Source organism: Sorangium sp. So ce302, from assembly GCF_051530145.1.
GTDB classification, from domain to species: Bacteria; Myxococcota_A; Polyangia; order Polyangiales; family Polyangiaceae; genus Sorangium; species Sorangium cellulosum_B.
Map to the genome: position 1 here is coordinate 10,211,632 of NZ_CP150326.1, position 26,037 is coordinate 10,237,668.

Here is a 26,037-nt window from a genome sequence, read left to right on the forward strand (position 1 = left end):
CCGGCGCAACGTCAACGCTTGAGCCCACGCACCGAGGGGCGCGCTCACCACCATGAGCAAGAGAACGCAACCCGCGCACCGCCGCCAACCCCGTCTCATCCACCCGGACGTCATCGCTTGCCTCCGCGGGCGCGAAGGGAGCAAACGGCATCGTAAATAGCAATTACAAGCGATAACAGATGGGGCGGTCTCGCCACGAAAGGCGCCAAATTCGACCGGTTCCCAGCAGGATTTCAGCGCGTCCGAAGGCGCTGCGCCTCCGAGCCATCGAATTCGGACTACCGGATGCGAAGAAGTTCATTATCCTGTGACGCTCCAGCAACACTCCTTGGCTCGCCCTCTCGGCCGCCCTCTCGGCCGCCCGTGCGGCCGTGGGGGTGGCCGATCACGCCATTCACGGAGGTGACCTTGCGCAATCTCACGATCGGGGACCTGAAGCTCGCGCTGCGCGATCTCTTGACAGACAAGGCCGATGAGCTGCGCCTGTCGGCGACAGGCAAGCTGTATGAGCCGCGGCTCAGGGCGAAGCAGAAGGAGATCGACGCGATCCCCGACGCCGCGGGCACGCAGGCGCCGCTCGCCAGGGAGCTCGCCGAGGCGGACGCCCGGCACGACGGCCTCGGGGCGGCCGTCTTCTTCCTGTGCAAGGCCGTCGAGGCGCACCCCGCCTTGCCGGCGGCGCTCAAGGAAGCGGCGGCGACCGCGCAGCAGACGTTCGTCCCGAAGCTCGACGTGCTCCGCGCCCCGTACGCGGACGAGGCGTCGGCGGCGCTCGACAACCGGCCCGAGCTGACCCGGCTCAAGGCGGAGCTGAAGGCCGCCGCGACCCCCGGCGGAGGGACGCTGCACGACTGGGTGAAGGCGTTCGTCGCCGCCGGCGACGACATCGATGGCCTGCTGCGCAGGCGCGCCACGCTCCTCGCGACGGGCGAGAACGCCGCGGCCACCGGCCCGCTCCGCGGCGCCGCCGTCGGGCTGCTCGGGCGGTTCCGGGAGGCGCTCCGGGACGAGATCCAGGAAGAGGGCAGCAAGCTGCCGGCCGACCACGAGGCGCGGCTGTTCGCCTACGTCGACAAGCTCAACGCCGATCGCGAGCGGGCCCTGCGCGGGCGCGCGGCGCCCGAGCAGGCCCCGGCCACGCCCCCCGGCCCGCCGACGGTGCCCAGCGAGGTGGCGCCGGCCGCGCCGGCGGTGAGCGCCGATCCCGAGCTGTAGCCGGACCGCTCGCGGCGACATGCCGGGGGCGTGAGCGGCGAGGCACCCGCCCATGTCCGACATGCCCGGCGGCCTGCTCGGCGAGGCACCCGCCCATGTCGCGACATCCCGGGAGCCGTGGCGAAGCAGGCGCCCGCCCATGTCCGACCTGCCTGGGGGCCTCGCCGAGCAGGCACCCGCCCATGTCCGACATCCTCGGGCGCATCAACCAGCAGGCACTTCCCCATGTTCGACATACCGCCGGAAGGCCCAGCAGCGCCCGCGCCACCTCGCTCACCCCCCGCCAACAGCCGCGCGCGCAGCGCGTTCACAGATGTGCTGACGCGCACCGCTACGCTCACCACCAATGCCCGCTACATCTTGGCCGTCTACACCGAAGCCCTTCCGGTCTCCTTCAAGGAGCGCTCGAACTTCGACGTCAGGTCGACATGTCGACGCGCTGTCCACCGGAAGCCGACTTTGCTTTGATGACGGCCTTCATGTTCCGCCTCAGCACCGTTCGCGCCAAGCTCACCGTCCTCGTCGCGCTCTCCTCGCTCGCGACCCTCGCGGCCCTCCCCGTGTTGTCCTGGGTGATGCACCGGCAGCTCCTCGCGCAGATCAGCGAGCGCGTCCCGCAGGCGATCCGCAACTTCCGGCTGGAGCTCAGGCAGCAGCAGCGCGCCATCTCGGCGAGCTCACGCCAGGCGTCTCGTGCGCGCGAGCTGGTCGAGGGGCTCCGGCTGCGGAACGAGTCGGCCGTGGGGACGGCGCTCGAGGCCGTCATCGCCGCTCACCCCAACGTCTCCATCATCGCCTTCGATGAGCTCGGCAATCGGGTCGCGGCGAGGGGGCTCGATGCGCCGCCCCCGAGCACGGACGAGGTCCCCGGGCTCACCGAAGGCCTCTCGGGCCTCGCGGAGATGGATGACCTGCGGGACGTGCTCGTACACGGGTGCGATGGACAGCCAGGCTCGCCGCCTGCGTACATGATCGCCCAGCATGCGAGGAGCGACGCCGGATCGCTGCTCGCATGCATTCCCATCGATCACACCTACTTCGACGAGGTGGCGACGAAGCTCGGCGTGGATATCGCGCTCGTCGACCCGTCGGGCAAGAGGATCACGGGCACGGAGCGTTTCCCGACCGAGCTGCTCGAGGGCGCCGTCATCGGCGACGAGACCCACCCCACGATCGTCGAGGACGCGAGCTCGCTGTGGGCCCTCTCCCGCTTCGCGCCCCGATCGCTCCGGGGCAAGGCCGGCGATTTTTCGATCGTCATGGCGCTCGACGTGAGCGACGTCCGGAACATCGTGCGCCAGAACCTGATGTTCGCGGCCGGCGTGCTCACCCTCGCGGCGCTCTTCTCGCTCATCCTCGGCGCGCGCCTCGCGACCACGATGTCACGCGCGCTCTCCCGCGTGAACGTCGCCCTCAAGCACCTCGAGCAACAGCGGTATGTGCATGTGGAGGCGGTGAAGACCGGCGACGAGCTGGAGGATCTCGCGACCGGCTTCAACTCGATGGTGGACGGCCTGAAGGAGCGCGACAAGCTCCGCAGCACCTTCGGCAAGTACATGACCGAATCCGTGCTCGAGCACCTGCTCGCCGGCAAGGTGCAGCTCGGCGGCGAGACGCTCACCGTCTCTATCCTCTTCTGCGATATCCGGAGCTTCACGACCATCAGCGAGAGGATGAACGCCCATGAGCTCGTGGGGCTCCTCAACGAGTATTTCACCGAGATGGTGGCCATCATCCTCGACGAGGGCGGGGTCGTCGACAAGTACATCGGCGACGCGATCATGGCGGTGTTCGGCGCGCCCGTCCCCAGGCCGAACGACGCCGTGCGCGCCGTGCGCGCGGCCATCCGCATGCGCGCCGCGCTCGAGCGCTTCAACGAGCGACTGGCCAAACGGGGAATCCCGGCGCTGAAGACCGGTGTCGGGATCCACACCGGCGAGGTCGTCGCGGGCAACATCGGCAGTGAAGCGCGGATGGAATACACCGTCATCGGCGACGCCGTGAACCTCGCCTCGCGCCTGGAGAGCGCGACCAAGGAGCTCGGCGTGAGCGTGCTCCTCAGCGAGGACACGCACCTCCTCGTGAAGGACGTCTTCAACACACGTCCCGTCAGCGAGATCACGGTCAAAGGCCGAGTGCAGCCGGTGATGACCTACGCCGTGATGGACCGCTGACGAGCACAAAGGGGCGATAGCGCATCACCGTGCTCGGCGCGGCGGGGGCGCGCGCGCCGCGCTCACCCCCCCGCGAGCAACCGCGCGATCTCTCCGCGCTGCCGCCGCGCCGAGCGCGCCAGGGAGAGCTGCCCCGCCGCACGGTACAGGTTGTGCGCGACCCGCGTCGGGAAGCGCGACGGGTCCCAGCCGAAGTACCGGTCCTCGAACGCATCCCGGCAGAACCTCGCCGCGAGCTCCAGCGCGATCCGCTCCGCCGCGTCGACGAGCGCCTCCTGCTCCTCCGCCCCGAGCGGCCGCGCCTCGCGGTAGCCCGCCACGGCGGCGGCGAAGACCTCCAGATCGAAGCGCGTCTCGGTCGAGTCCTCCCCGACCGGGTTGCACCACGACCGCCACGCGTCGCCGAGCTCCACGTCGATCGACTGCAGCGCCAGCGTGTCGAGATCGAGCAGGCAGATCCCCTCCCCCGCCTCGGAGAAGCGCAGGTTCGAGATCTTGAGGTCGCCGTGGCAGTGCCGGACCGGCAGGTCGAGCCGCCCCCGCCACGTGCGAAACGCGTCGAGGATGGCGTCCGCCAGCCGCCGCCCCTCACCCCCGGTGGCCGCGCCGTCCAGCCGATCCATGTGGAGCGCCGTGTCGTGCGCGCCCACGCGGACGTGGCGGTACACGTGCTCGAGATCGTCCACCGCCCGGTGGAACCGGGCCGCGAGCTCCCCGGCGGCGCGCGCCAGCACAGGAGAGCCGACCCGGTGATGCGTGCGGCCAGGGACGAAGTCCATCACCCGCCATACCGCGCCCTCGGCATCGCGCGCGCACAAGGCGCCGTCGCCGGCGCGCAGCAACCGCGGCGTCGCGAGACCGCGGGCCGACAGGTGAGCCGTCACCGCCTCGATGTCGTCGTGGACCTCCGGGGCGAAGATGGGGCTCACCCGCTGGACCACGTACCGCGGAGGGTCGCCGGCCAGCCAGGTGCCGTTGATGAGGCCCTCGTCCTCGCAGCGGCGCACGGAGAGGCCGCGCAGCGGCGCCCACACGTCCGGGATCATCGGAACGGGAACCTAGCTGCGCTCCGTCTCGGGGGGCAAGGGATGCGGCGCCGGGACCGCCGCAACCTCGGGGGGCAAGGGAGGCGGCGCCGGGACCGCCGGGACCGCCGCGGCCCGCCGGCGCAGCATCCACTGCGCCCCGAGCCACGTGACGACGCCGGCGCCGAGGCCGAGCCAGGCGGAAGCCGAGGGCACGCCGGCGCGCTCCACCAGGAACGCCCCGCCGAGCAACGCGGCGCACAGGCCCACCGTGAGGGCCAGGTTGTCGACGGCCGAGAGCCGGCCGACGAAACGATCCGGCGAGAGCCGCTGGATCTCCGTGCTCGACAGCACCCAGTTCGCCCCGCTGCCCAGACCCCACACGAGCACGACCGCGAGCAGCGCCGCCGGGTGCCGGGTCACCGCGAACACAGCGATCGCTCCGAACGTCACCCAGACGGCTCCGGTCGCCGCGCGCTCGCCCCGCAGGCCGCGGCGGACCAGCGCGACGCCGACGAGCGGGCCGACCCCCGTGCCCGCGCCGCGCACGCACTGGAGGACGCCCAGCGTGAGCGCGCCCGTGCCGGCGAAGGGGAGCTGCGTCGCGACAAGGTTGAGCAAGAGGAGCGCCCCGCCGTTCGCCATGTGGACAGGCGTCTTCGCGAGCACCGCGTCGAGCAGCGGCGGCCGCTCCCACGCGTGCCGCCACGCGTGGACCATGTCGCGGCGCACCGACGCGAGCGCCGACAGCATGCCGCCCTCCGCCGGCCGCCCCTCCGCCACCATCGGGGGGAGCCCCCGGAGGAACAGCGCCGCCAGGCCGAACGACGCCGCGTCCAGGGCGAGCGCCGCCGCAGGGCCGAGCCCCGCGATCAGGCCGCCGAACGCCATCCCGACCGCGAACATGACGCTCCACGTCGCCGACGCGATCGCGTTCGCCTCGAGCAGCTCGTCCTCCTCGACCACATGGCGCAGCACCGCGCTCTGCGCCGGCAAGCGCAGCGCGCCCACCGACGCGCGCACGAAGACGAGGACCTGCACCCCGACCACGCTGCCCACCACCGCGGCCCCCAGCATCCCGACCGTGAGCGCGCCCTGCACCACGCTCGTCGCGACGAGCAGCCACCGCCGATCCAGCCGGTCCGCGAGCACCCCCGCCACCGGCGCGAACAGCGCGATCGGGAGGTGATGCCCCACCATCACCAGCGCGAGCGCCACGACCCCGCCCCCCTCGCCCCCCAGCGCGAGCAGGCTCACAGCGACGAAGCTCATCCAGTCGCCCAGCAGCGAGACGACCTCGCTCATCCAGACGCGACGGAACGCAGGACGGCGGCGGAGCAGGCCAGGACGGCGCTCCGGGCGCCTGCCGCTGTTCATCCAGGGCACACCATGGTAATCGCGCTCTGTCTCATGCGGATCTGCGCCATCATTCCCGCCTACCAGGCCGAGCGCAACGTGGGGGACGTCACACGGGAGGCGCTCCGGGTCCAGGGCCTGGCCGGCACCGTCATCGTGGTGGACGACGGATCGAGCGACAGGACGGCCGAGCGGGCACGCGCGGCCGGCGCCACGGTGCTGAGCCACCCGGAAAACCAGGGCAAGGGCGCCGCCCTGCGCACCGGGATGGAGTTCGCCCTCGCCGCAGGCTTCGACGTCGCGATCACGATCGACGCGGACGGACAGCACCCGCCGGAGGAGGCGCGGCGCCTCATCGAGGCCGACGCCGACCCCGAGGCGCTGGTGCTCGGCATCCGGGATCTCGTGGGCGCAGGCGCGCCGCGCGCGAACCAGATCTCGAACCGGATCTCGAACTTCTTCCTCTCCCTCTTCGCCGGCCGCCCCTTCGCGGACACCCAGTGCGGCCTGCGCCGCTACCCGCTCCGGACGACGCTGTCGCTCGGCGCCCGCGACGAGGGGTACGCCTTCGAGGCGGAGATCCTCCTGCGCGCGGTGGCCGCCGGCGTCCGCCTGGTCGAGGCGCCGATCCGGGTCATCTACCCGCCCGAGGGCGAGCGGCTCACCCACTTCGACAGCGTGCGCGATCCGGCGCGGATCATCCGCCGGGTGGTGGCGACGCTCGCGCTCACGCGCGGGCTCCGCCACGTGCCGGCCGCGCCGCTGCTGTCCCCCGACCCGGTCCGCCCGGCCGCGGCGAGCGCGCTCGCCGCGGAGCTCGACCCCCACCCGCGGCAGCCGGCGACGGCGCCTCCCTGATTTGCGGCCGTCGCGCCTCGCACGCCACCGCCGCAAGCTCCTCGCGGCCGCCGCGCTCCTCGCCGCGCCGGTCCTCGCGCACCTCGGCATCGCCGCCGCGACGCGGATCGAGCCGCCCCCGATCCGCGCGGCCGCCGGCGAGCCCGAGACAGGGCCGGGAGGGCTGCGCGTGCTCGGCCCGGCCTACGCGCGCCGCCGCGGGCGGATCCTCGAGGCGCGCCTCTCCGGGTCGCCGGAGGAGATCGGGCACCAGCACGGGCGGCTCTTCTACCCGGAGATGGTCCAGAACGAGGGGACCCTCTACGAGCAGTTCCACCGCTACGTGCCCGTCGCCCCGCTCCGGTGGCTCATCATGGACCTGTCGCGCCTCGAGTTCCGCGGCGTCGACGAGGGCATGACCGACGGCGTCCGGCGCGAGATCGCCGCGCAGGCCCGCGCCTTCTCGCCCGACCCGTTCGACGGCGTCCTCCCCACGTACCACCGCTTCGTCTTCCTCCAGTCGCTCTACGACATCGCGCTCTCGTTCGAGCACTCGCCGCTCCTCGGCTGCACGAGCTTCGCGCTCACCGGGACGGCGTCGGCGGGCGGGCACGCGGTGCTCGCCCGCAACTTCGACTTCGAGGCCGGGCCCGTCTTCGACGAGGGCAAGGCGGTGTTCCTCGTCCACGAGCAGGGGAAGATCCCGTACGCCTCGGTGTCCTGGCCCGGCCTGATCGGCGCGGTGACGGGGATGAACGCCGCGGGCCTCGCGCTCGTCGTCCACGGCGGGCGGGCCGGCGAGCCGCGGGCGGCAGGCGAGCCGGTCGTCCACACGATGCGCGAGGTGCTCGGCCGCGCGCGGAGCGTCGACGAGGCGCTCGCGATCCTCGAGGCGCGCGCGCCGATGGTCTCGCACCTCGTGATGCTGGTCGACGCGGGCGGCGAGGCGGCGATCGCCGAGCGGGCGCCCGGCGCGCCGCTGCACGCGCGCCGGGGCCGCGGCAAGGTCCCGCTCACCAACCACTTCGAGGGGCCGCTCGCGGGCGATCCGCGCAACCTCCGCATCCAGGCCGAGACCTCGACCCGCCCGCGGCGCGACCGCCTCGACGAGCGGCTCGCGGCGCTGCCCGAGGGCGCGACGATCGAGGCGGCGATCGACGTCCTGCGCGACCGGCGCGGGCGCGGCGGCGCGCCCCTGCCGCTCGGCGACCGGCGCGCGATCGACGCGCTCATCGCCACCCACGCCGTCGTCATGGACGCCACGGCGCGCGTCCTCTGGGTCAGCGAAGGCCCCCACCTCGCCGGCCGCTTCCTCCGCTTCGATCTCACCCGGCTGCTCGACCCCGCGTTCGACCCGGCGCTCGACACGGCCGAGCCCGACGCCATGCCCGAGGATCCGCTGCTCACGAGCGGCGACTACGCCGCCTGGGAGCGCGCCGGCTCCCCCCACGAAGGCGGGGAGCGCGGCAACGACAATCCTTAAATAAGCAACGACAATCCTTAAATAAACAGACGCAACTAAATAACCGCTCCGTCCCTCGCGCAAGCGCGGCGGCGCCGTCTCCATGCCGTGACGCGGACGTGGTGAGCGTGGCGAGCGAGCGCGACAGCCCCGCGCCCGGGATGCGCCTCATCCCACAGCGAGCACGAAAGCGCCGCGCCGCCGCGCCTACGAGGGCCCTCCCCGCAGCGCAGCAGCGACATACCCGGCGCGAAATCGCAAGTTTTCGGCGTGGTTTCGGGGCGCCCTCTCTTCCACGCCCGTACATCGGCGGTAGGGCACCTCTCGTCCGGCATAGCCCTACCGCAAGATTGCCTAGCGGCAGCTTCCGTCCGACAATCCGATTCGGGGCGCCAAGGTCGCGGCATCGGAGCGGCGACTGGGTCGACCAGACCATGACGGACATCAACCTGATCAACACCACCCTCGATCAACGGTACGTCATCCTCGGGCTGCTCGGGGAAGGCGGGATGGGGGCAGTCTACGAGGCACGGCACCTGGGCACCGGCCGCCGCGTCGCCGTCAAGGTGATCACGAGCAAGCTCGCGCAGGACGAGGCGGTGATGGCCCGCTTCGAGCGCGAGGCCAGGGCGGCCGGCGCGATCGACAGCGAGCACATCGCGAGCGTGCTCGACAGCGGCAGGGACCGCGCGACCGGCCTGCCCTTCCTCGTGATGGAGCTGCTCAACGGCGAGGACGTCGACCAGATGCTCCGGCGGCTCGGCCCCCTGCCGCCCGAGCTCGCGCTCTGCATCGTGGCCCAGGCGTGCATGGGCCTCATCAAGGCGCACGACGCGCGCGTCCTCCACCGCGACATCAAGCCCGCCAACCTGTTCCTGGCGCGGCGCGACGGGGGCGAGTACGCGGTCAAGCTGCTCGACTTCGGCGTCGCCAAGATCCAGGACGACACCTTCGAGCAGCAGAAGGAGCTCACGGCCACGAGCAACCTGATCGGCTCGCCCATCTACATGTCGCCCGAGCAGGCGCGCAACATGCGGGACGTCGACGGCCGGACCGACGTCTGGTCGCTCGGCATCGTCCTCTTCAAGATGCTCGCCGGGCGCACCCCCTACAGGAACTCGCGGGGGCTCGGCGAGCTCATCGTCGCGATCTGCTCGACCCCGGCGCCGCCCATCCAGTCGCTGGCGCCCTGGGTGCCCTACGAGGTCTCCGAGATCGTCCAGCGCGCGCTCCAGATCGACCGGAACCTGCGCTTCCAGAGCGCGGCGGAGATGCTCGACGAGTGCCGGATGCTCCTGCCGCACGGCATCTCGATCCACGAGAGCATGCTGCGGCCCCTCCCCGACTCGGTGCAGGCCGACATCCCGCCGCCCTCGCAGGGGCCGCCGAACCCCGACGCCCCGACGCGGCGCCCGCCCACGCCCGTGGGGACGCCCCGCAGCCGCACGCCGACGCCCGGGAGCACGTCCCGCAGCTGGCCGGACCCCGGCGACTTCTCGACGCGGCGCCCGCCCACGCCCGTGGGGACGCCCCGCAGCTGGCCCGAGCACGTCACGCACAGCGGGCAGCTCGGCCAGAGCGGCCATCACCACGCGACCCAGAGCGGCCACCACGCGACGCAGAGCGGCCACCACGCGACCCCGCACGGCCTCCTGATCCGCGGGTTCCCGGACGGCCCGCCGCCATCGAGGACGGTCTCGGGCACCTCCGTGCCCTTCCACAAGACGATCATCGTGGCGGGTGACCAGCCCACCGCCCACGTGCGCCCCCGCAGCAAGGCGGCCCCGCTCGTGGTGGCGGCGGCGCTGGTCGCGGCGACGGGCGCCGGCGTCGGCGCCTGGCTGGTGCAGAAGACGACGGCGTCCGCGTCCGCCCCGGCGACCGGCGGGACGCAGCCCGCGCCGGCGGCCGCCGCGGCGCCAGGCGCGGCCACCGCGGCGCCGGGCGCGACCGCCGCGGCGCCTGCCGAGCCGGCCGTGCAGATCGATCCGGAGCGGCTCGGGAGCTTCAACCCGCTGCCGGCGGTCATCACGTCCTCGAGCAACCCGCTCACGGACGAGAAGATCAACCTCGGTCGGATGCTCTACTACGAGACGCGGATCTCGAAGAACCACGACCTCTCGTGCAACTCGTGCCACCCGCTCGACCGCTACGGCGCGGACGGCGCCAAGGTGTCGATCGGGCACGCGCACCAGAGCGGCCGCCGCAACACGCCGAGCGTGTACAACTCCGCGGGGTTCTTCTCGCTCATGTGGGACGGGCGCTTCGACAACGTCGAGGCCCAGGCCAACGGGCCGATGATGAACCCGAGCGAGATGGCGATGACGCCGGTGCGGCTGGAGGCGACGCTGCGCTCCATCCCCGAGTACGTGAAGGCGTTCGGCAGGGCGTTCCCGAACGATCCGTGGCCCGTCAACGCCAACAACACCGCGAAGGCGCTCGGCGCGTTCGAGCGCAAGCTGATCACGCGCGGGCGGTGGGACCTGTTCCTGGAGGGGGAGCCCGAGGCGCTGAACAACGCGGAGAAGGAAGGGTTCAACACGTTCGTCGAGGTCGGCTGCGTGACGTGCCACTTCGGCCCGCACGTCGGGGCGACGATGTTCCAGAAGCTCGGCCTCGTGCGGTCGTGGCCCGACACGATGGACCGCGGCGTCTTCGAGATCACGAAGAAGCAGGCCGATTTCATGGTCTTCCGGGTGCCGACGCTCCGCAACGTGGCCATGACGGCGCCGTACTTCCACGACGGGTCCGTCTCGTCGCTGCAGGAGGCGGTGCGGCTCATGGGCAAGCACCAGCTCGGCAAGGACCTGTCCCATGCGCAGGTCGAGCAGATCGTGGTGTGGCTCAAGTCCCTGACGGGCGAGCTCCCGAAGGAGTACATCGCGAAGCCGGACCTGCCGGAGAGCGGGCCCAACACGCCGAAGCCCATTGCGGATTGAGCGCGGCCCGCTCGTCTGACATGACCATGTCAGACGACGAGGCGAGGATGCAGCGACGATCTTTCCTGAAGGGGCTCGCGGCGTGCGGCGGGGCGCTGTCGATCGGCAGCCACGCGCGCCGCGCGCGCGCGGACGAGGTGGGCGACGCGCTCGCCGAGATCACGCGGGCGCGCGCGTCGGTGAAGACGCTGGTCGCGCCGTTCACGCAGGAGCGGAGCATCGGCCTGCTGGCGACGGCGGTGAAGAGCGACGGCGAGATGACGCTGGTGCTGCCCGACCGGCTCCGGTGGGAGCTGAAGCCGCCGGACGCGATCACCTACTGGATCACGCCCGAGGGGTTCGGCTTCGCGACGCCGAAGGGCGCGGCGGGCGCGGGGCGGGGCGCGGCGGGGCGCTTCGGGGCGGTGCTGTCGGACCTCCTGGTGCTGCTCGGCGGCGACCTCGGGAAGCTGCGGGCGCGCTACGATCTGTCGATCCCGAGCCGCGCGGACGGGATCACGCTGGCGGCGCGGCCGCGGGCCGAGGAGGTCGCGAAGCACGTGCGCAGCCTCGAGATGACCTCGGGGCCGGAGCTGTGGTCGGTGCGGCGCGTGGTCATCGAGGAGCGGAACGGAGACCGGAGCGTCATCGCGTTCGGCAAGGTGGCGCGGGACGTGAGCGTGGATCCGGCGCGGATGAAGGCGCCGAAGCAGGGCTGAGCGGGCGCCGAGCTCGTGCCCGGCGGCGCGCGGGGCAGCGCCGGGCTTCCCGGGCCCCATAAGACGGGGGCCAAGCTCGTTCGGTCACGCTCAGGGCACGAAGCCCGCCCCCCTCCACCCCACCATCGGTCACCAACGTGAACGTTTACGTTTACGTTCACGTGAATGTTTACGTGAACGTGAACGTGAACGTGAACGTGAACGTGGTCGTTCACGGCCTACCGTTGACGACCACGACCACGACCACGACCACGACAACGACCACGACCACGACCACGACCACGTTCACGACCACGACCACGTAAACGTTCGGATGTAGGAGAACGCGGCGGGAAGCTCGGTTAATGCCTATGCTCGGTCCCCCCGGGACACGGAAGCAGAGAAGAGCCCGGGCGTCGCGGCGCTAGGTGAAGGTCAGCACTCGCACTCGTCCTCCCCTTCATAGGACTTGGCGACGAAGCTCATGTCGTACGGGTAGTTCGCCTCGGGCGGCCCATAGATGCGGAGCAGCAGATCGTTCGCCGAACCCGCACCCCCTCCATCGAGCCATACCCGTCCATGATCGCTCTCCTCACCCCCGAGGAGCTCCATCGTGGCAGCGCTGTAGACCTCCACGATCAACGTGTTCTCCGGGCCGGAGGGCGGAGTATACTGCTCACAACCCGCGCCGCACAGCTCTGCCCCGGAGGCCAGTACGCGAAGGCTCCAGTTGACCTCCTCGATCCCGAGAGAGGTGGTGTCGAGCAGGTACCAGTCCTCGTTGCCCTGGCAGAGGACGAAATCGATCTTCGAGAACCACGCGCTGGGACCAAGGCTGTCGTCGGTATGGTCATAGGCGAGCGGAGCCGCAGAGGCGGACGCGTCGTTCGCCTCGTAGGCGTCGTCTGCACAAACAGACGCTCCGCCGCCCCCGGTCGCGGCCCCGCCTACACCAGCCCCACCAACGCCGCTGCCGCCGCTGCCGCCGCTACCGCTGGTGGCGCCGCTACCGCCGCTACCGCCGCTACCGCCGCTGCCGCCGCTCCCGCTGATGGCGCTCCCGCTGATGCCGGTACCGCCGCTAGCGCTGGCACCGCTGCCGCTGGCATCGCTACCGCCACCTCCTTCGGCGCCTGAGCCCACGCCATTGTCCAGCCAGCGCGAGCAAGATGTCGTTCCAAACAAAGACGCGTAGAGCGCTGCGAACCCCATGAGACGAACCGAGCTACGAATGAGCGACATAAATAACTCCACTGGGCACAAATGAACAACGACCTCCAGGGCGAAACTTCGTCCTCGAGGCGCGAACATCGAGCGTTCGCACAAAGCAGGCTCAGAAGCGAATCATCAGCTCACATCATTTTTCATATTTCCTGACTCCCTCCTTTCTCATGGCGCCATCCCCGCCACGGCGTATCCTTGTCGGCGATGGATCCAATCGTCGCTCATCGCTCTCGAGATGGCCGCCGTCCTCATCGCCCTCCTTCGATGAACTCGCGCGCCGAGCGCGGCGCTCGCTTCCGGAGCATCCCGTGGGGCGCCGCGCTCGCCGCCGTCCTGGGGTGCCGTTCGTCGCCGCCTCCGCCGGCCCGTCAGGAGGTCATCGACATCCATGTGCACCTGACCGAGGCCAGCGCGGTGGCACCATTGCTCGCGCACATGGCCAAGCATCACGTCGATCGCGCCGTCATCCTGGCGAGCCCGGACCTGACCAGCGGACGCGGCGGCTCTGGCCTCTCCGGCTACCGCGCGGGCAACGAGCTCGTCCTCGACGCCGCAGCGGCTCACCGTGGAAAGCTCATTCCCTTTGTCACGCTGGACCTGGGGGACGCCGACATCCCGTACCTCGCCGAGCTGCGCCGCCGAGGCGCCTGTGGCGTGAAGCTTTATCAGGGGCACAACCTCTTCCACGAGCGCCCCCTCGACGACCCCGCGCACCAGGCGATGTGGCAGGCGCTCGCGGATCAGGCGCTTCCGGTTCTCCTTCATGCCAACACCGTCCGTTACAGGAGCGAGCTCGAGGCGGTCCTGCGCGCCTTCCCCGACCTGCAGCTCGTGTGCGCGCACCTCTGCGGCAGCCGCACCGACCTCGCGCGCATGGAGTCCCTGATGGAGGCGTTTCCGCGCCTCCTCGTCGATACGAGCCATGGCTCCGCCGGCCCGGCGACAGAGGGGTTCGCGAGCCTCGAGCGGGAGCGCGCCCAGCTCCTCAGGCTGTTCTCTCGCTGGCCCGAGCGCTTCCTGTTCGGGACCGACCTTGTGACCAGCGGGCTGGACCCGATGTCCATGGAGCTGTGGGACCTGCAGGTGGAGTCGAACATGGGTCTCTTGAAAGAGGACAAGTTTCGCTTCTTTCGTCAAACCGCCGATCATCAATCGGCCCGCACGATCGGCACCTATCAGGGCCTTCACCTGCCCCCCGAGCTCCTGGGCCCCGCCCTCGGACAGAACGCCGCGCGATGGCTCGGCGCCTGCCTGCGCTGAGGGCCACCTCGCGGATCGCCGCCCGCGGCTCAGGGGCCGAACTTCGCGAGGAAAATGGCCCGGGTGGACGCCGGAGCCGCCAGCGGGCCCGTGCCAAAGTCGATGGTGCCGAGGAACGGGCCGGCGGCGTACACGTGGCCGGTCGCGTCCATGGCCGTGGAATAGCCGTACTGTTGCCCCCTGCCGCCGGTGTGCTTCACCCAGCGGACCGTGCCCGCCGCATCGAGCTTCGCGACGAAGGCATCGCCATAGGTGCAGTCCATCAGGCCCGTGCCGAAGTCGACGTCGCCATACATCAAGCCGGTGATCGCGAGTTCGCCGTCCGCGGTCGCCGCGACGTCCAGCGCCGTCTGCGGCCCATACTGCCCGAGACGCCTGGCCCAGAAGAGCTCGCCTGCCGGGTTCAGCTTGGTCACGAAGGCGTTGCCGCCCCAGGTGACAGAGCCGGGCTCGAGAGGACCGTACCCTCCCTCGCTCACCAGCGGACCTGCGCCGAAATCCACGCTCCCGAGGAACGTCCCGCTGATGACGACGTTTCCAGCGCCGTCGACCGCGACGCCGTACGCCCTCTGGAGCGCCTCGTCGCCGAACCGCTTGCTCCAGACGTGCTCACCGGCGGCATCGAGCTTCGCCACGAAGATATCCTCGCTGCCCGCGGTGGTCAGCGGCCCGCCGCCGAGGTCGATCGCCTCGGCGAAATAGTCGCCGAAGCTGCCGGCGAGGACGACGCTGCCCGACGCGTCGAGAGCGACGTTGTGGATCTCCGTGTAGCCGAGCTGCTTATTCCAGAGGCAATTCCCCGTAGGGTCGAATTTCGCGATGAACGAGTCCATGTCACCGACGCTGGTCAGCGAGGCGCCGCAGACGCTGATCTGGCCCATGAACGTCCCTGCCACGACGACGTTCCCGGCTGCATCCATGGCGAGGCTGTCCGCCCATTGATCGCCGTCGACGCCGATTCGAGCCGACCAGACGTGTTCTCCGTCTGCCGTGAAGACAGCCACGAAGGCGTCGCCACCCGACTCCTGCCCCACGAGCAAACCACCGCCGAAGTCGACGCCGGTCCCGTAAACCACCCCCGTCGTGGCAATGAGCCCCGCCTGGTTGACCGCGACGTCATGCGGGTAGACGGAACCGGAGAATTCCTTGTGCCAGAGGTTCTCGCCTTCGTCGTCGAATTTCGCGAGGGCGAAGGCCAGAGCGCCCCCGGTCGAAAGCGGACCGGCGCCGAAGTCGACGCCATCGGCGACCGCCGTCGCGACGACGAGGTTGCTGGCTTCGTCCACGGCGATACGGCTGCCCACCCAGACTTGGGGTTGGCGTGGGTTCGCGGCGAAGTGCCGGCTCCACAGAGAATCACCGCTGCCGACGGCGCCGCCGGCGCCTGCGCCGCCGCTGCCGACGGCGCCGCCGCTACCGCCTGCGCCGCCGCTGCCGCCTGCGCCGCCGCTGCCGCCTGCGCCGCTGCCGCTGCCGCCTGCGCCGCCGCTGCCGCCTGCCCCACCCGCTCCCGTCGCGCCACCTCCGGCGCCATCATCGCGTATGGGATCGAGCGGGATCCTGTCGCATGCGGCGACAAGCGTCATGAGCACGGTGCATCCAGGTACGAGGAGCTGTTTCAAGGAGGCCTCTCCGATCTCGATTGAAGAAGTACGCGTGGCTTGCTCCTATGAATGGCCGCCTGTCGTGGCGGCGGCTCACCGCTGGACGACGATCCCGAGCGAGAACGACGCGAGCGGGCTGAACGTCGAGATCACCCGTCCTGCGGACCGGATGTCGACAGGCGGGATCGCCGCGCCGCCGAGCGCGCCCGCCGTGAGAACCACGGAGTCGACGAGCCGGAAACGCGCCTCGCCTCGCCCAACCACCAAGGCGGTGAAGGTGGACTCGTCGCTGTCGATATAAGGCGGTCTCGCATCGCCGGACGCGCTCACGTAACCGAGACCCACGCCGGGGGAGAGGACGAGTCCGAAGCGACGGCTCCTCTCGATGGGCGCGAGGGCGAGCTCGGCGCCGAAGAGCGAGCGGCGAAAGCGAACCTTGCCTTCCGACGCCTCGATCTCCGGACCGATGACCGGCAGGTCCGCCAGGAGCCCGACGCCGATCCGGGCCGAGGGCCAGATCCGGAGCGAGGCATCGAGCGCCAGCGAGGCGCCAGGCGCCTGCCATCCCACGGCGATCGCGACGCCGACCTCGACGAGCGGGACCCTGGACGCCGCAGGCACCGCGAACGGCGGCGAGGGCGGCGCCCAGGCGCGGAGCGGCGGGCTCCGCCACGCCTCACCGGGCAACGCGGCAGGTGGCGCGGCGGGAGAGGGCTGGACCGGAGCCGGCGCGACGGCCACAGGCTCTGGTCCGACGGCTCCGGCGGGGGCCCCGGCCGTCGACGCCGTCGACCGGAGCGCCCGCACCAGCTCCGCCGCGCGGAGCACCCGGGTGTCGAGCGGGCCGTCGGGCGCCACGCTCGCGACCAGGTCCGCGCGCCCGCTCGAGTCCGACCAGATCTCGATGGCCCCCTCCTCGCCTTCGGGGATGACGATGAGCAGCCCGCCGGAACCAGCCGCCACGGGGCCCGCCTGGACGTGTACCTGCAGGCCCGCCGCTTCGAGCTCCTGCGAGAGCCGGTACGCCAGCGCCCCGCGCGCGCCGGCGACGACCGTGATCGGCGGCGCCTCCTCGGCGGAGCACGGCGCTGCGAAGGCCGCGAACGCCAGCAAAGCGACGAGCGCGCAGCCGATCGAGCTCGCCACGGCGCGCGCTCCCGGCGAGCGCGGGCGGCGCCGGCGCGGCGGCCGCGACCTCCGCGGGAGGAGGCTCGATCCAGCGTGCAGGCTGCCGAACGGAACCCTCAATCGGCCCCATGGGCGAGCGTCGCCGCGAGCCCGGCGTGGGCGCCGTTCGGGTACGCCGCGAGGTAGCGCGCGGCGAGCTCGCGGGCGCGCGCGCGGAGCTGGAGGTTCCTCGCGCACTCTATCGAGCGGCCGAGCGCCTCCGGCGCGAGCGCGCCCCGCGGCCTCTCGGCGAGGTACACGGCGAACCAGCGCTCGGCCTCCGCCCAGGCGCCGCGCCCGTCGAACGCCATGCGACCGAGGTGGTACGCGGCCGCGGCCGCGGCGTCGCTCCCGGCAAACCGCTGCCGCGCCGCCTCGTAGAACCTGGCCGCGACGTCCGGCTTGCGCGAGAGGCGCGCCGCGGAGCCGAGATCGACGAGCTCCGCGCCGCCGGCGCGCCCGAGCACCGTGTCGATGCCCAGGAGCTCCACGTCCGCGAACGCCTCGCCGAGCTTGCCCGCGGCGAGGTGCGCGCGCCAGCGCTCGGCGGGAGCCTCGGCCAGAGGCTCGCCCGCGCGGGGCTGCGGCGCGCCAAGGGAGGGTGGCGCGGGGGCGGGCGCGGGAGCGGATGCGGCGGCGCTCGCGCCCGGGAGGAGCGCGGGAGGCTGCGCGGAGGGGATGGCCTCCGGATCAGGCGCCGGCGACGACGCCCGCGGCGCGACGGGTCGAGGAGCCGCGCACGCCAGCCGCGTCGCTTCGGGGGCGGCGAGGGCGCGCCCCGAGGGGTCGACGCATGGGCCCAGGATGCGCACGCGGCCGGTGATCATCGAGACCGTGAGCTCCTCGGCTTCCGTGTTCCACGTGATGTCGAACTCGGTGCCGATCACGTGGACCTCGAAAGGGCCCCCGGCCACCACCCACCGGGTGTCGTCGCGATGCACGACACGCACGCGCAGCGAGCCGCGCTCGAGGAGGACGCTCGCGCCCCGGGGGCCGACCTCGGTCACGCGGGCGCGCGTCCCGGGCGCGAGGTCCACGCGCGACCCGTCCGAGAAGTCGAGCCCGACCTGCGACGCGTCCGCCGCCACCCACCGGCCGACGGCCCCCGGCGCCCCCGCGACCCGGTAGGTCAACGGATCGCCCGGCCGGAACAGCACGAACCAGAGGACCGAAGCGGCGAAGCACGCCGCAGCGAACGCGACGCCGAGCCGCCGCGAGCGGGGAGCCGCCCTGGCGCTCAGCGAGAGCGCGGCCTCCTTGCGGTAAATCGCCTCGAGTCGATCCGTGGTCGACGGCCGCACCAGCCGCTCGAGCGCGGCATCCTGGTGCGCGGCGACCCGGCGCCCCACGGCCGCGACGTCTTTGGTCCTCAGGTCCATCGGTCGCCCTCCGCGAGCCAGGAAGAAAGAACTTCATCCTTCTTGCAGCGCTCGACGAACGCGAGCTCCGCGCGCTGGATCCGGCGCTTGACGGTGGCGAGCGACACCTTGCACGCAGCGGCCACCTCCGCGAGCTCCTGGCCCTCGACGATGCGCAGCGTGAAGGCCAGCCGATCGTCGGCGTCGAGCGTCTCCAGGGCGCGGTAGAAGGCGCGCACGCCCTGCCGGGCCTCCGGATCGGCGCTGGCCGCGACCTCCGGCAGCTCGTCGCTCGCGAAGAACGCGAGCCAGCGGTGCCTGCGCCTCTTGCGGAGCGCCTCGCGCGCGACGAACACGGTGACGCTGGTGATGAAGGGCTTCAGCGCCTCGGGCTCGCGCACGTCGTCGATGCGGGAGAACACCCGGGCGAACACGTCCTGGACCAGATCCTCCAGGCTCCGGACGTCGCCCAGGATGCGAAACAGCATCCGCTCGACGAGGCCCGCGTAGGTGTCGAGCAGGCGGCGCTCCGCCGCGGGGTTCCGAGCGTGCAGGCCGCGCAGCATGTCGGGTGAGGTGAGCTGCGCGCCGGCAGGGCGGTCCGGCGGGCGGGGCTTTCCAACGACGCGGAGGTGCACGGACATGGGGCAGCCTCTAAGATGGCCGGCCCCCGCCGCAACGGCTCAGGGCGGGCGTGCGGCGTCGCCCTGCGCCCCCGCCCGGCGAGCTGATGCGTGAGCGCTGGCGCGCGAGTACCCATTCGCCAGTTTGCGGCAGATCGAGCTCGGGATCTCTTCATGCGACCGGGCCCGTCGCCCGGCGTCGTTCTAAACAACAAATAACATTATTTAACAATCGCATCCCTGCGAGGCGATCATGGAGTGAGCGCGCGCCGCATATCACCGCGCCACAGGCTTCTTCCGCATCATCAGGGGACGGCATGCTCCGTCGATTGGTGGGCTAGACAGGGCTTCTTCTTCGTGTCATGACCTGCGCCCGTTGCTCGAGCGTTCCCCGTAACCCACGATCCTCTCGGGCTCGCAGCTGAGCGAGCGCCGAGCCCGGTGGATCACCTCGACCGTTGGCGCACCCTGCATCCCCCGCGAAGCCTTCGATGCGCTGCGGGAAGCATGCATCGATTCGATGGGTGAAACGCCTGGGCGCGCGCAGGTGGTCTTGCGTGCTTGAATCGAAAGGAACCGTTCGTGACACTTGGCATGACTTTTTCTGGGCATACGCCCGGCGCCGCACAGGATGATCTGTCTGGATCTCGGAGCGCCATAGCGTCACTTCCTGAGCTGCTCGCTCGCCGCGCGGAAGAGCTCGGCGACGCGCCCGCGTACGTGCATCTCCACGAAGGCGAGGAGGAGACGGCGGCGCTCTCGTTCGCCGCGCTCCACGCCCGTGCTCGAACGATCGCCGCCTTCCTCCGCGCGCGCTATCCGCCGAAGAGCCGCGTCATCCTGCTGTTCGGCCCTGGCCTCGAGTTCATCGAGGCGTTCTTCGGCTGTCTGCTGGCGGACATGGTGGCTGTTCCCACCTCGCTCCCGCGGCCGAATCGGGCGGAATCTCGGTTCGACGCCATCACGGCCGACTGTGCCCCTGCGTGCACGATCGTCGCGAGAGCCACGCCGCGGGAGCGGAGCGCGCCGACCTCGCGCTCCGGGCTCGCCGTTCACACGCTGGAGGAGTGCTCCTCGGGCGCCGACGCCGGACGCGCGGGCGGCGCGCGTGGCGTGGAGGACGCGCGCGCCGCGCGCGGCACGACAGACGACGTCGCGTACCTGCAATATACCTCCGGCTCGACCTCCAGCCCCAAGGGCGTGATGGTCAGCCATCGCAACGTGCTGCAGAACTGCCGCATGATCGCCGACGGGTTCGGGATCGAGCGCGGCGACACCTTCGTCAGCTGGCTGCCCCACTTCCACGATCTGGGGCTGATCCACGGGATCATGCTGCCGCTCTTCGTGGGCGGCAGATGCACCAGCATGCCTCCGGCGTCGTTCGTCTTCCGGCCCATGCGCTGGCTCGAGGCGCTGTCGCGCCACCGCGGCCACCACAGCGCGGCGCCGAACTTCGCCTTCGATCTCTGCGTGACGAGCTCGACCGCCGAGCAGCGCGCCAGGCTCGATCTCTCCACGTGGAGGACGGTGATCAACGGAGCCGAGCCCGTCCGCGCGGGGACCCTCGCGCGCTTCATCGCAGCCTTCGCGCCGAGCGGATTCCGGCCCGACGCGCTGCGACCCTCCTATGGCTTGGCCGAGGCGACGCTGGTGGTCAGCGCCTCGCCGAGGCGCCCGCCGCGCGTCGTCACGGTGAGCTCCACGGAGCTGCAACAGGGGCGGGCGCGCGCCAGCGCCGCCGCGGAGTCCGACGCACAGGAGCTCGTGAGCTGCGGACGGCCCCTGCCCGGCACGCGCGTCGCGATCGTCGATCCAACCAGCGGAGAGGCTGCGCCGGATCTGCAGGTAGGCGAGGTGTGGGTCGAGAGCAGCGCGGTGGTGAGCGGCTACTGGGAGAATCCGGAGGCGACGAGCGCGTCGTTCGGCGCGCGGCTGCGCGGGACAGGCGATCTGCGCTTCCTGCGGACCGGCGATCTCGGGTTCATGCAGGAGGGGGAGCTGTTCATCACAGGGCGGCTCAAGGACGTCATCATCGTCCGAGGACGCAATTACTATCCACAGGACATCGAGCTCGCGGTGAGCTCCGCGCACGAGGCCTTTGCGCCCGACGGGGGAGCGGCCTTCTCCGTGAGCCTCGAGGACGGGGTGAGCTTCCCTGTCGAAGAGCCGGAGGCGATCGTCGTCTGCCAGGAGATCAAGCGCGGGCAGCGCGGGCTCGATCTCGAGGCGCTCGCGCGCGCCGCTCGGGGCGCCGTGGCGCAGCAGTTCGGGCTGCCGGTGCACGCGGTGGTGCTCCTCCCCCCGCGCCGCCTCCTCAAGACCACGAGCGGGAAAGTGCAGCGGAGGGCGTGCAAGGCGGCTTTTCTGCGGGGTGAGCTGGAGCCCCTCGGCGTGTTCCACGGCGCGCCGGCGCGCGATGGAGCGCCCGGCGCAGCCGCGGCCCAGGACGGGGCCTCCGCGACGAGAGGCGCGCAGGCCGGCGGCTCGAGCTGTACAGCGCGCCTCGGGGCGCTCGTGGGAGACATCCTTCAGGTGGACGCCGCGCGGCTGCGATGGGACGTGCCGCTCGTCGAGGTCGGGCTCGAGTCGGTCAAGGCGATCCAGCTCGCAGAGCGCATCGCCGGGTTCAGCGGCAGGCAGATCGCGCCGGTGAGCTTGATCGAGGGAATGACGTTGAACGAGCTGTCGCGCCTGCTCGCCGAGCCGCCCTCGCCCGGCGGCCGCGAGGAGGAGGTCCCCGCCGTCAGCCCAGGTGACGACGACCCGGGAGCGCCCTTTCGCCAGACCGACGTTCAACGGGCGTATCTGGTCGGGCGCGAGAGCGCCTTCGACCTCGGGGGCGTCGGCTGTCACGGCTACATCGAGCGGGAGTGCGAGGGGCTGGATCTCGAGCGCTTCGAGCAAGCGTGGAATCGGGTCATCGCACGGCACGAGATGCTCAGGGCCGTGTTCACCGGAGACGGGCTCCAGCGGGTGCAGCGGACGGTGCCCCGCTTCGAGCCGAAGATATGGGATCTCCGCGCGATGACGCCGGCCGACGCCGGCCGGGCGCTCGATGACATCCGTCATCGGCTGTCCCACCGCGTGTTCGCGCCCATGGAATGGCCCCTGTTCGACGCCGGCGTGTCGCTCCTTCCAGACGGCCGGCGCCGCGTGCACATCAACCTGGATCTCCTCGCGCTCGACGCCTGGAGCTGCGGGATCGTCTCGCGCGATCTGGAGCGCTTCTACGAGCAGCCCGAGCTCGAGCTGCCGCCGCTCGGCGTGACCTTCCGGGACTGCATCGTGGATGCGGAGCGCCATCGACAGACGCCGGATCACGAGCGCTCGCTTGCGTTCTGGCGCGAGCGCGTGGCGAGCCTCCCCCCCGCGCCCGACCTGCCGCTCGCCAGGAAGCCTCGAGAGGTCACGCCGCCCCGGTTCGTGCGGCACAGGGGGCGCCTCGACCGGTCCGCGTGGGAATCGCTGAAGAGCCGGGCGAAGGCGAGCCGCCTCACGCCGTCGGCCGTTGTCCTCGCGGCGTTCGCCCAGGTGCTCGGGAAGTGGAGCGCCCGCCCGGAGTTCTCGCTCACGCTGACGTCGTTCGAGCGCCCGCGGCTGCACGAGGACGTCGCCGAGATCGTCGGCGATTTCACCACCGTGGTGCTCGTGGGCTTCGACGTGGGCGGGCGCAAAGCGGTCTCCGAGCTGGCGCGCGCCACGCAGGACCAGATCTGGAGGGCGATCGAGCACCGGCGCGCGGGGGCGATCCCGGCGCTCCGCCAGGCGCACGCGCCGAGCGTCCCCGTGGTGTTCACGAGCCTGCTCGGCCAGGGAGGGGCCGAGCCGCAGTCGCTGTTCTCCTGGCTCGGCCGGGAGGTCTTCATGGTCACCCAGACGCCGCAGGTGTGGCTCGATCATCAGGTGACCGAGGACCAGGGGGAGCTCGCGTTCTCCTGGGATGTCGTCGACGGGCTCTTCCCCGAGGGGATGGTCGGAGCGATGCTCGAGTCCTATCTGGATCTGCTCGCGCGGCTGGCGCGCGGCGACGAGGCGCTCCAGCAGGCGAGGGTCGCGCTCCCGATCGCGCAGCAGGAGGCGCGCGCCCGGATGAACCGGACGCAGCAAGCCGCGCCCGAGGAGCTGCTCCACGCGGCGTTCCTCCGGAGCGCGGCGGCCCGCGGCGGGTCGCCCGCGGTGATCGCGCCCGGGGGGAGCATCACCTACGGTGAGCTCGACCGGCAGAGCAACGCCCTCGGCCGCGCCTTGCGGGCCCGCGGCGCGCGCCCCAACACCCTCGTCGCCATCGCCTGCGAGAAGGGCATGACGCAGGCGCTCGGGGCGCTCGGCGTCCTCAAGTCCGGGGCGGCCTACCTTCCCGTCGATCCGGCGTGGCCCCGGGAGCGGCTCTGGGGGATCTTGGCGCAGGGCGAGGCGCAGATCGTCCTCACCCAGGCGCGGTTCGCGGAGCCGGCCCGGTGGCCCGCGGGGACGATCGTCGTGCCCCTCGACGCGCCGGGCGGGCCGTCAGAGGACGAGTCGCCCCTCGAGGCCGTTCAGCGGCCCGACGATCTGGCCTACGTCATCTTCACCTCGGGCTCGACGGGGACGCCGAAGGGCGTGGCGATCGATCACCGCGGCGCCGTGAACACCCTCGCGGACGTGAACGCGCGCCTCGGCGTGAACGCGTCCGATCGTGTCCTGTCGCTCTCGTCGCTCGCCTTCGATCTGTCGGTCTACGACCTCTTCGGCCTGTGGGCAGCGGGGGGCGCGGTGGTGCTGCCCGAGCCGGCGCGGCTGCGCGATCCCGGCCACTGGGAGGAGCTGATGTCCCGGCACGGCGTGACGTTGTGGAACACCGTCCCGGCGCTCATGCAGATGCTCGTCGAGCACCGGGCGGAGCGCCCGGGCGCCCCCGCGCCCCTGCGCGCCGTGCTCCTCAGCGGGGACTGGATCCCCGTGACCCTGCCCGATCGCATCCGCGAGGCGTTCCCGGGCGCGTCGGTGCTGAGCCTCGGCGGGGCGACGGAGGCGTCGATCTGGTCCATCGCCTATCCGATCACCCGCGTGGATCCGAGCTGGAAGAGCATCCCTTACGGCAAGCCGCTCGCGAACCAGCGGTTTTACGTGCTCGACGGGGCGATGGAGCCGTGTCCCGACGGGGTGCCCGGGCGCCTCTACATCGGCGGCGTGGGCCTCGCGCGCGGCTACTGGCGGGACGAGGAGCGGACGCGCGAGCGCTTCGTGACACACCCGGAGACCGGAGAGCGGCTGTACTGGACCGGCGACCTGGGACGCTGTCTGCCGGACGGGAACATCGAGTTCCTGGGACGCGAAGACTTCCAGGTGAAGATTCAAGGGCACAGGATCGAGCTCGAGGAGATCGAGGCCGCGCTGCTCCAGCACCCCGACGTGGCGAGCGCCGCTGTCTCGGTGGGGAGCACGGCGAGCGGTGGAAAGCGGCTCATCGCCCATGTCGTTCCGGCCCCGGGCAGGGCGCTCGAGGCGCCCGCGCTGCGGGCGTTCATCGCCTCGAAGCTCCCGGACTACATGGTGCCGGGCGCCTTCGTGGAGACGTCCCGCCTCCCCCTCACCAGCAACGGCAAGGTCGATCGCAGCGCCCTTCCGGATCCAGCGAGCGAGTCCGGCGTGGAAGCGCCGCCGCGGGGCACCGCGGACCCGGAGGTCCCCTTGCTGCAGGATCCGATCGCGAGGCTGAAGTTCAAGCTGAGCAAGCCGGCGCAGCGCGATGATCTCTCCGGGGCCGCCATCCCCCTCATCGCCCGCGCGCGCACGGACGAGGATCTCTCGGCGTTCGCGCGGCGGCGCAGCTATCGCCAGTTCCGGAGCGAGCCCATCACCTTCGAACGCCTGGCGCGCTTCCTGAGGCAGCTGTCTCCGGTGAGGTTGCCAGGTTATCCGCTCGCCAAGCAGCTCTACGCCTCGGCGGGCAACCTGTATCCGGTGCACGTGTATCTGTATGTGAAGCCGGATCGGATCGAGCGGGTCCCCGGCGGCACGTACTACTTCCACCCCGAGCGGGAGCAGCTGGTCACGATCCAGCCCGGCGCGCACATCGACCGGTCGGTCCACGGGGGCCCCAACGGGCAGGCGTTCGACAGCTCGGCGTTCAGCGTGTACCTGGTGGCGGATCTCGGCGCCATCGAGCCGGTGTACGGCAGCCGGGCGCGGGATCTGTGCCTCATGGAGGCCGGCGTCATCGCCCACCTGCTCGAGTCGACGGCGCCCGATCACCAGATCGGCCTCTGCCAGACGGGCGGACTCGACTTCGCGCAGGTCGCCCACCTCTTCCAGGTCGGCCCGCGCCACGAATACCTCCACGGCCTCGTCGGTGGGGCCATCTCGGACTCGGACACCACCCTCGAGGCCCTGGCCCGCGAGTCGGCGGCGCTGGCGGCCATGGTCGACGCCGCGACGCGCGCCGCGTCGCCGCAGGGCGCCACCCTGGCGAGGCCGGAGCGGCCGCGTGATGGGCTCGCGCGAGCGCTCTCGTCGTACGTCGCAGAGCGCTGGACGGAGGAGCCCGTCAGGGTGGTCGTCGTCGACAGGCTCCCTGGCTCGGCGGAGGGCGCGCAGCGGTCGGTCCCGGAGGGCGCACAGCGGTCAGTCCCGGAGGACGCGCCGCCGCGCGCGGAGCGAGCCAGGGCGAGGCCCGCCTTGGTGGCGAGCGACGGGCTGGAGAGCGCCATCGCCCGCATCTGGGCCGAGGTGCTGAGACGCCCGCGCGTCGGTCACGACGACAACTTCTTCGACCTCGGGGGCGATTCGCTCCTGCTCGTCAGCATGGCGCGCAGCCTCCGCGAGCGCTTCGACCGCGATGTTCCGCTGGTGCACCTGTTCGAGCATCCAACGGTGTCGCAGCAGGCGGCCTACCTGAGGACGCTCGGGGTGAACGCGCCCTTCTCGACGAGAGGCGAGGATGCCGCGGCGGTCGGGGCCGCGCCGCGCGCGGCGGAGGGCGGCCGGTTCGACGCCATCGCAGCGCGCGCCCAGCGGCAGCGCGAGCGAGGCCTGGAGCGGCGCGCGCTCGCGCCGTCCACGCCGTCCACGCCGTCCACGCCGTCCACGCCGTCCACGCCGGAGCAGGCCTCGCGCCAGGGCAAGCCGGAGGAGTGA

16 protein-coding genes are annotated in these 26,037 nt (G+C 71.7%); 9 read left to right on the forward strand and 7 right to left on the reverse strand.

Translation table 11 applies throughout. The annotated features are described in order from the left end of the window. Nucleotides 1-402 precede the first annotated feature (402 nt). Complete coding sequence (locus WME73_RS38675; RefSeq protein WP_437912849.1) at nucleotides 403-1,215, forward strand: hypothetical protein; 813 nt, start codon at nucleotides 403-405, stop codon at nucleotides 1,213-1,215. Nucleotides 1,216-1,694: 479 nt separating this feature from the next. After that, a complete protein-coding gene (locus WME73_RS38680) occupies nucleotides 1,695-3,389 on the forward strand; it encodes an adenylate/guanylate cyclase domain-containing protein (protein WP_437912850.1) in 1,695 nt (564 codons plus the stop codon). Between the two features lie 62 nt (nucleotides 3,390-3,451). Here WME73_RS38680 and WME73_RS38685 read toward each other — a convergent pair whose 3' ends face one another. Both WME73_RS38685 and WME73_RS38690 read right to left on the reverse strand, forming a co-directional pair. Next, complete coding sequence (locus WME73_RS38685; RefSeq protein WP_437912851.1) at nucleotides 3,452-4,435, reverse strand: phosphotransferase enzyme family protein; 984 nt, start codon at nucleotides 4,433-4,435, stop codon at nucleotides 3,452-3,454. A gap of 12 nt (nucleotides 4,436-4,447) precedes the next feature. Beyond that, a complete protein-coding gene (locus WME73_RS38690) occupies nucleotides 4,448-5,791 on the reverse strand; it encodes an MFS transporter (RefSeq protein ID WP_437912852.1) in 1,344 nt (447 codons plus the stop codon). 12 nt (nucleotides 5,792-5,803) lie between these two features. Here WME73_RS38690 and WME73_RS38695 point away from each other — a divergent pair, with 12 nt between their 5' ends. From WME73_RS38695 to WME73_RS38715, 5 genes are all read left to right on the forward strand, one after another. Next, nucleotides 5,804-6,628 carry a glycosyltransferase family 2 protein gene (locus WME73_RS38695; RefSeq protein ID WP_437912853.1) on the forward strand — a complete coding sequence of 275 codons (825 nt, stop codon included), beginning with the start codon at nucleotides 5,804-5,806 and terminating at the stop codon, nucleotides 6,626-6,628. Between the two features lies 1 nt (nucleotide 6,629). Further along, on the forward strand, nucleotides 6,630-8,090 hold the full coding sequence (locus WME73_RS38700) for a C45 family autoproteolytic acyltransferase/hydolase (RefSeq protein ID WP_437912854.1): 1,461 nt from the start codon (nucleotides 6,630-6,632) through the stop codon (nucleotides 8,088-8,090). A gap of 413 nt (nucleotides 8,091-8,503) precedes the next feature. After that, on the forward strand, nucleotides 8,504-11,008 hold the full coding sequence (locus WME73_RS38705) for a cytochrome c peroxidase (protein WP_437912855.1): 2,505 nt from the start codon (nucleotides 8,504-8,506) through the stop codon (nucleotides 11,006-11,008). Nucleotides 11,009-11,055: 47 nt separating this feature from the next. After that, the gene (locus WME73_RS38710) at nucleotides 11,056-11,706 is read left to right on the forward strand and encodes a LolA family protein (protein WP_437741294.1); all 651 of its coding nucleotides are present in this window, start codon (nucleotides 11,056-11,058) and stop codon (nucleotides 11,704-11,706) included. Between the two features lie 137 nt (nucleotides 11,707-11,843). Next, entirely contained in the window at nucleotides 11,844-12,011 is a 168-nt protein-coding gene (locus tag WME73_RS38715; RefSeq protein WP_437912856.1) for a hypothetical protein, read from the forward strand. A gap of 109 nt (nucleotides 12,012-12,120) precedes the next feature. Here the strand turns inward: WME73_RS38715 and WME73_RS38720 are convergent, their stop codons facing one another. Continuing rightward, nucleotides 12,121-12,828: a hypothetical protein gene (locus WME73_RS38720; RefSeq protein WP_437912857.1), complete on the reverse strand. Its 708-nt coding sequence runs from the start codon at nucleotides 12,826-12,828 to the stop codon at nucleotides 12,121-12,123. A 345-nt stretch (nucleotides 12,829-13,173) separates the two neighbouring features. Between WME73_RS38720 and WME73_RS38725 the strand changes: the two genes are divergently transcribed. Then, nucleotides 13,174-14,169: an amidohydrolase family protein gene (locus WME73_RS38725; RefSeq protein ID WP_437912858.1), complete on the forward strand. Its 996-nt coding sequence runs from the start codon at nucleotides 13,174-13,176 to the stop codon at nucleotides 14,167-14,169. Nucleotides 14,170-14,198: 29 nt separating this feature from the next. Here WME73_RS38725 and WME73_RS38730 read toward each other — a convergent pair whose 3' ends face one another. From WME73_RS38730 to WME73_RS38745, 4 genes are all read right to left on the reverse strand, one after another. Next, nucleotides 14,199-15,755 (reverse strand): hypothetical protein, encoded by a 1,557-nt coding sequence (locus tag WME73_RS38730; RefSeq protein WP_437917489.1) that lies wholly within the window; start codon nucleotides 15,753-15,755, stop codon nucleotides 14,199-14,201. Nucleotides 15,756-15,866: 111 nt separating this feature from the next. Further along, entirely contained in the window at nucleotides 15,867-16,919 is a 1,053-nt protein-coding gene (locus WME73_RS38735; RefSeq protein WP_437912859.1) for a hypothetical protein, read from the reverse strand. A gap of 98 nt (nucleotides 16,920-17,017) precedes the next feature. Then, the gene (locus WME73_RS38740; protein WP_437912860.1) at nucleotides 17,018-18,319 is read right to left on the reverse strand and encodes a FecR domain-containing protein; all 1,302 of its coding nucleotides are present in this window, start codon (nucleotides 18,317-18,319) and stop codon (nucleotides 17,018-17,020) included. Next, nucleotides 18,310-18,942 (reverse strand): RNA polymerase sigma factor, encoded by a 633-nt coding sequence (locus tag WME73_RS38745; protein ID WP_437912861.1) that lies wholly within the window; start codon nucleotides 18,940-18,942, stop codon nucleotides 18,310-18,312. The genes WME73_RS38740 and WME73_RS38745 overlap by 10 nt, the downstream gene beginning before the upstream one ends. Before the next feature lie 573 nt (nucleotides 18,943-19,515). On the opposite strand from WME73_RS38745, the gene WME73_RS38750 reads away from it, so the two are divergent. Next, nucleotides 19,516-26,037 (forward strand): amino acid adenylation domain-containing protein, encoded by a 6,522-nt coding sequence (locus WME73_RS38750; protein ID WP_437917490.1) that lies wholly within the window; start codon nucleotides 19,516-19,518, stop codon nucleotides 26,035-26,037.

Bases quoted from the DNA above. Each gene is read 5' to 3' on its own strand.
- WME73_RS38680 (WP_437912850.1), top strand. From the start codon at position 1,695: ATGTTCCGCCTCAGCACCGTTCGCGCCAAGCTCACCGTCCTCGTCGCG.
- WME73_RS38685 (WP_437912851.1), bottom strand. From the start codon at position 4,435: ATGATCCCGGACGTGTGGGCGCCGCTGCGCGGCCTCTCCGTGCGCCGC.
- WME73_RS38690 (WP_437912852.1), bottom strand. From the start codon at position 5,791: ATGAACAGCGGCAGGCGCCCGGAGCGCCGTCCTGGCCTGCTCCGCCGC.
- WME73_RS38695 (WP_437912853.1), top strand. From the start codon at position 5,804: ATGGTAATCGCGCTCTGTCTCATGCGGATCTGCGCCATCATTCCCGCC.
- WME73_RS38705 (WP_437912855.1), top strand. From the start codon at position 8,504: ATGACGGACATCAACCTGATCAACACCACCCTCGATCAACGGTACGTC.
- WME73_RS38710 (WP_437741294.1), top strand. From the start codon at position 11,056: ATGCAGCGACGATCTTTCCTGAAGGGGCTCGCGGCGTGCGGCGGGGCG.
- WME73_RS38725 (WP_437912858.1), top strand. From the start codon at position 13,174: ATGAACTCGCGCGCCGAGCGCGGCGCTCGCTTCCGGAGCATCCCGTGG.
- WME73_RS38730 (WP_437917489.1), bottom strand. From the start codon at position 15,755: ATGACGCTTGTCGCCGCATGCGACAGGATCCCGCTCGATCCCATACGC.
- WME73_RS38740 (WP_437912860.1), bottom strand. From the start codon at position 18,319: ATGGACCTGAGGACCAAAGACGTCGCGGCCGTGGGGCGCCGGGTCGCC.
- WME73_RS38745 (WP_437912861.1), bottom strand. From the start codon at position 18,942: ATGTCCGTGCACCTCCGCGTCGTTGGAAAGCCCCGCCCGCCGGACCGC.
- WME73_RS38750 (WP_437917490.1), top strand. From the start codon at position 19,516: ATGACTTTTTCTGGGCATACGCCCGGCGCCGCACAGGATGATCTGTCT.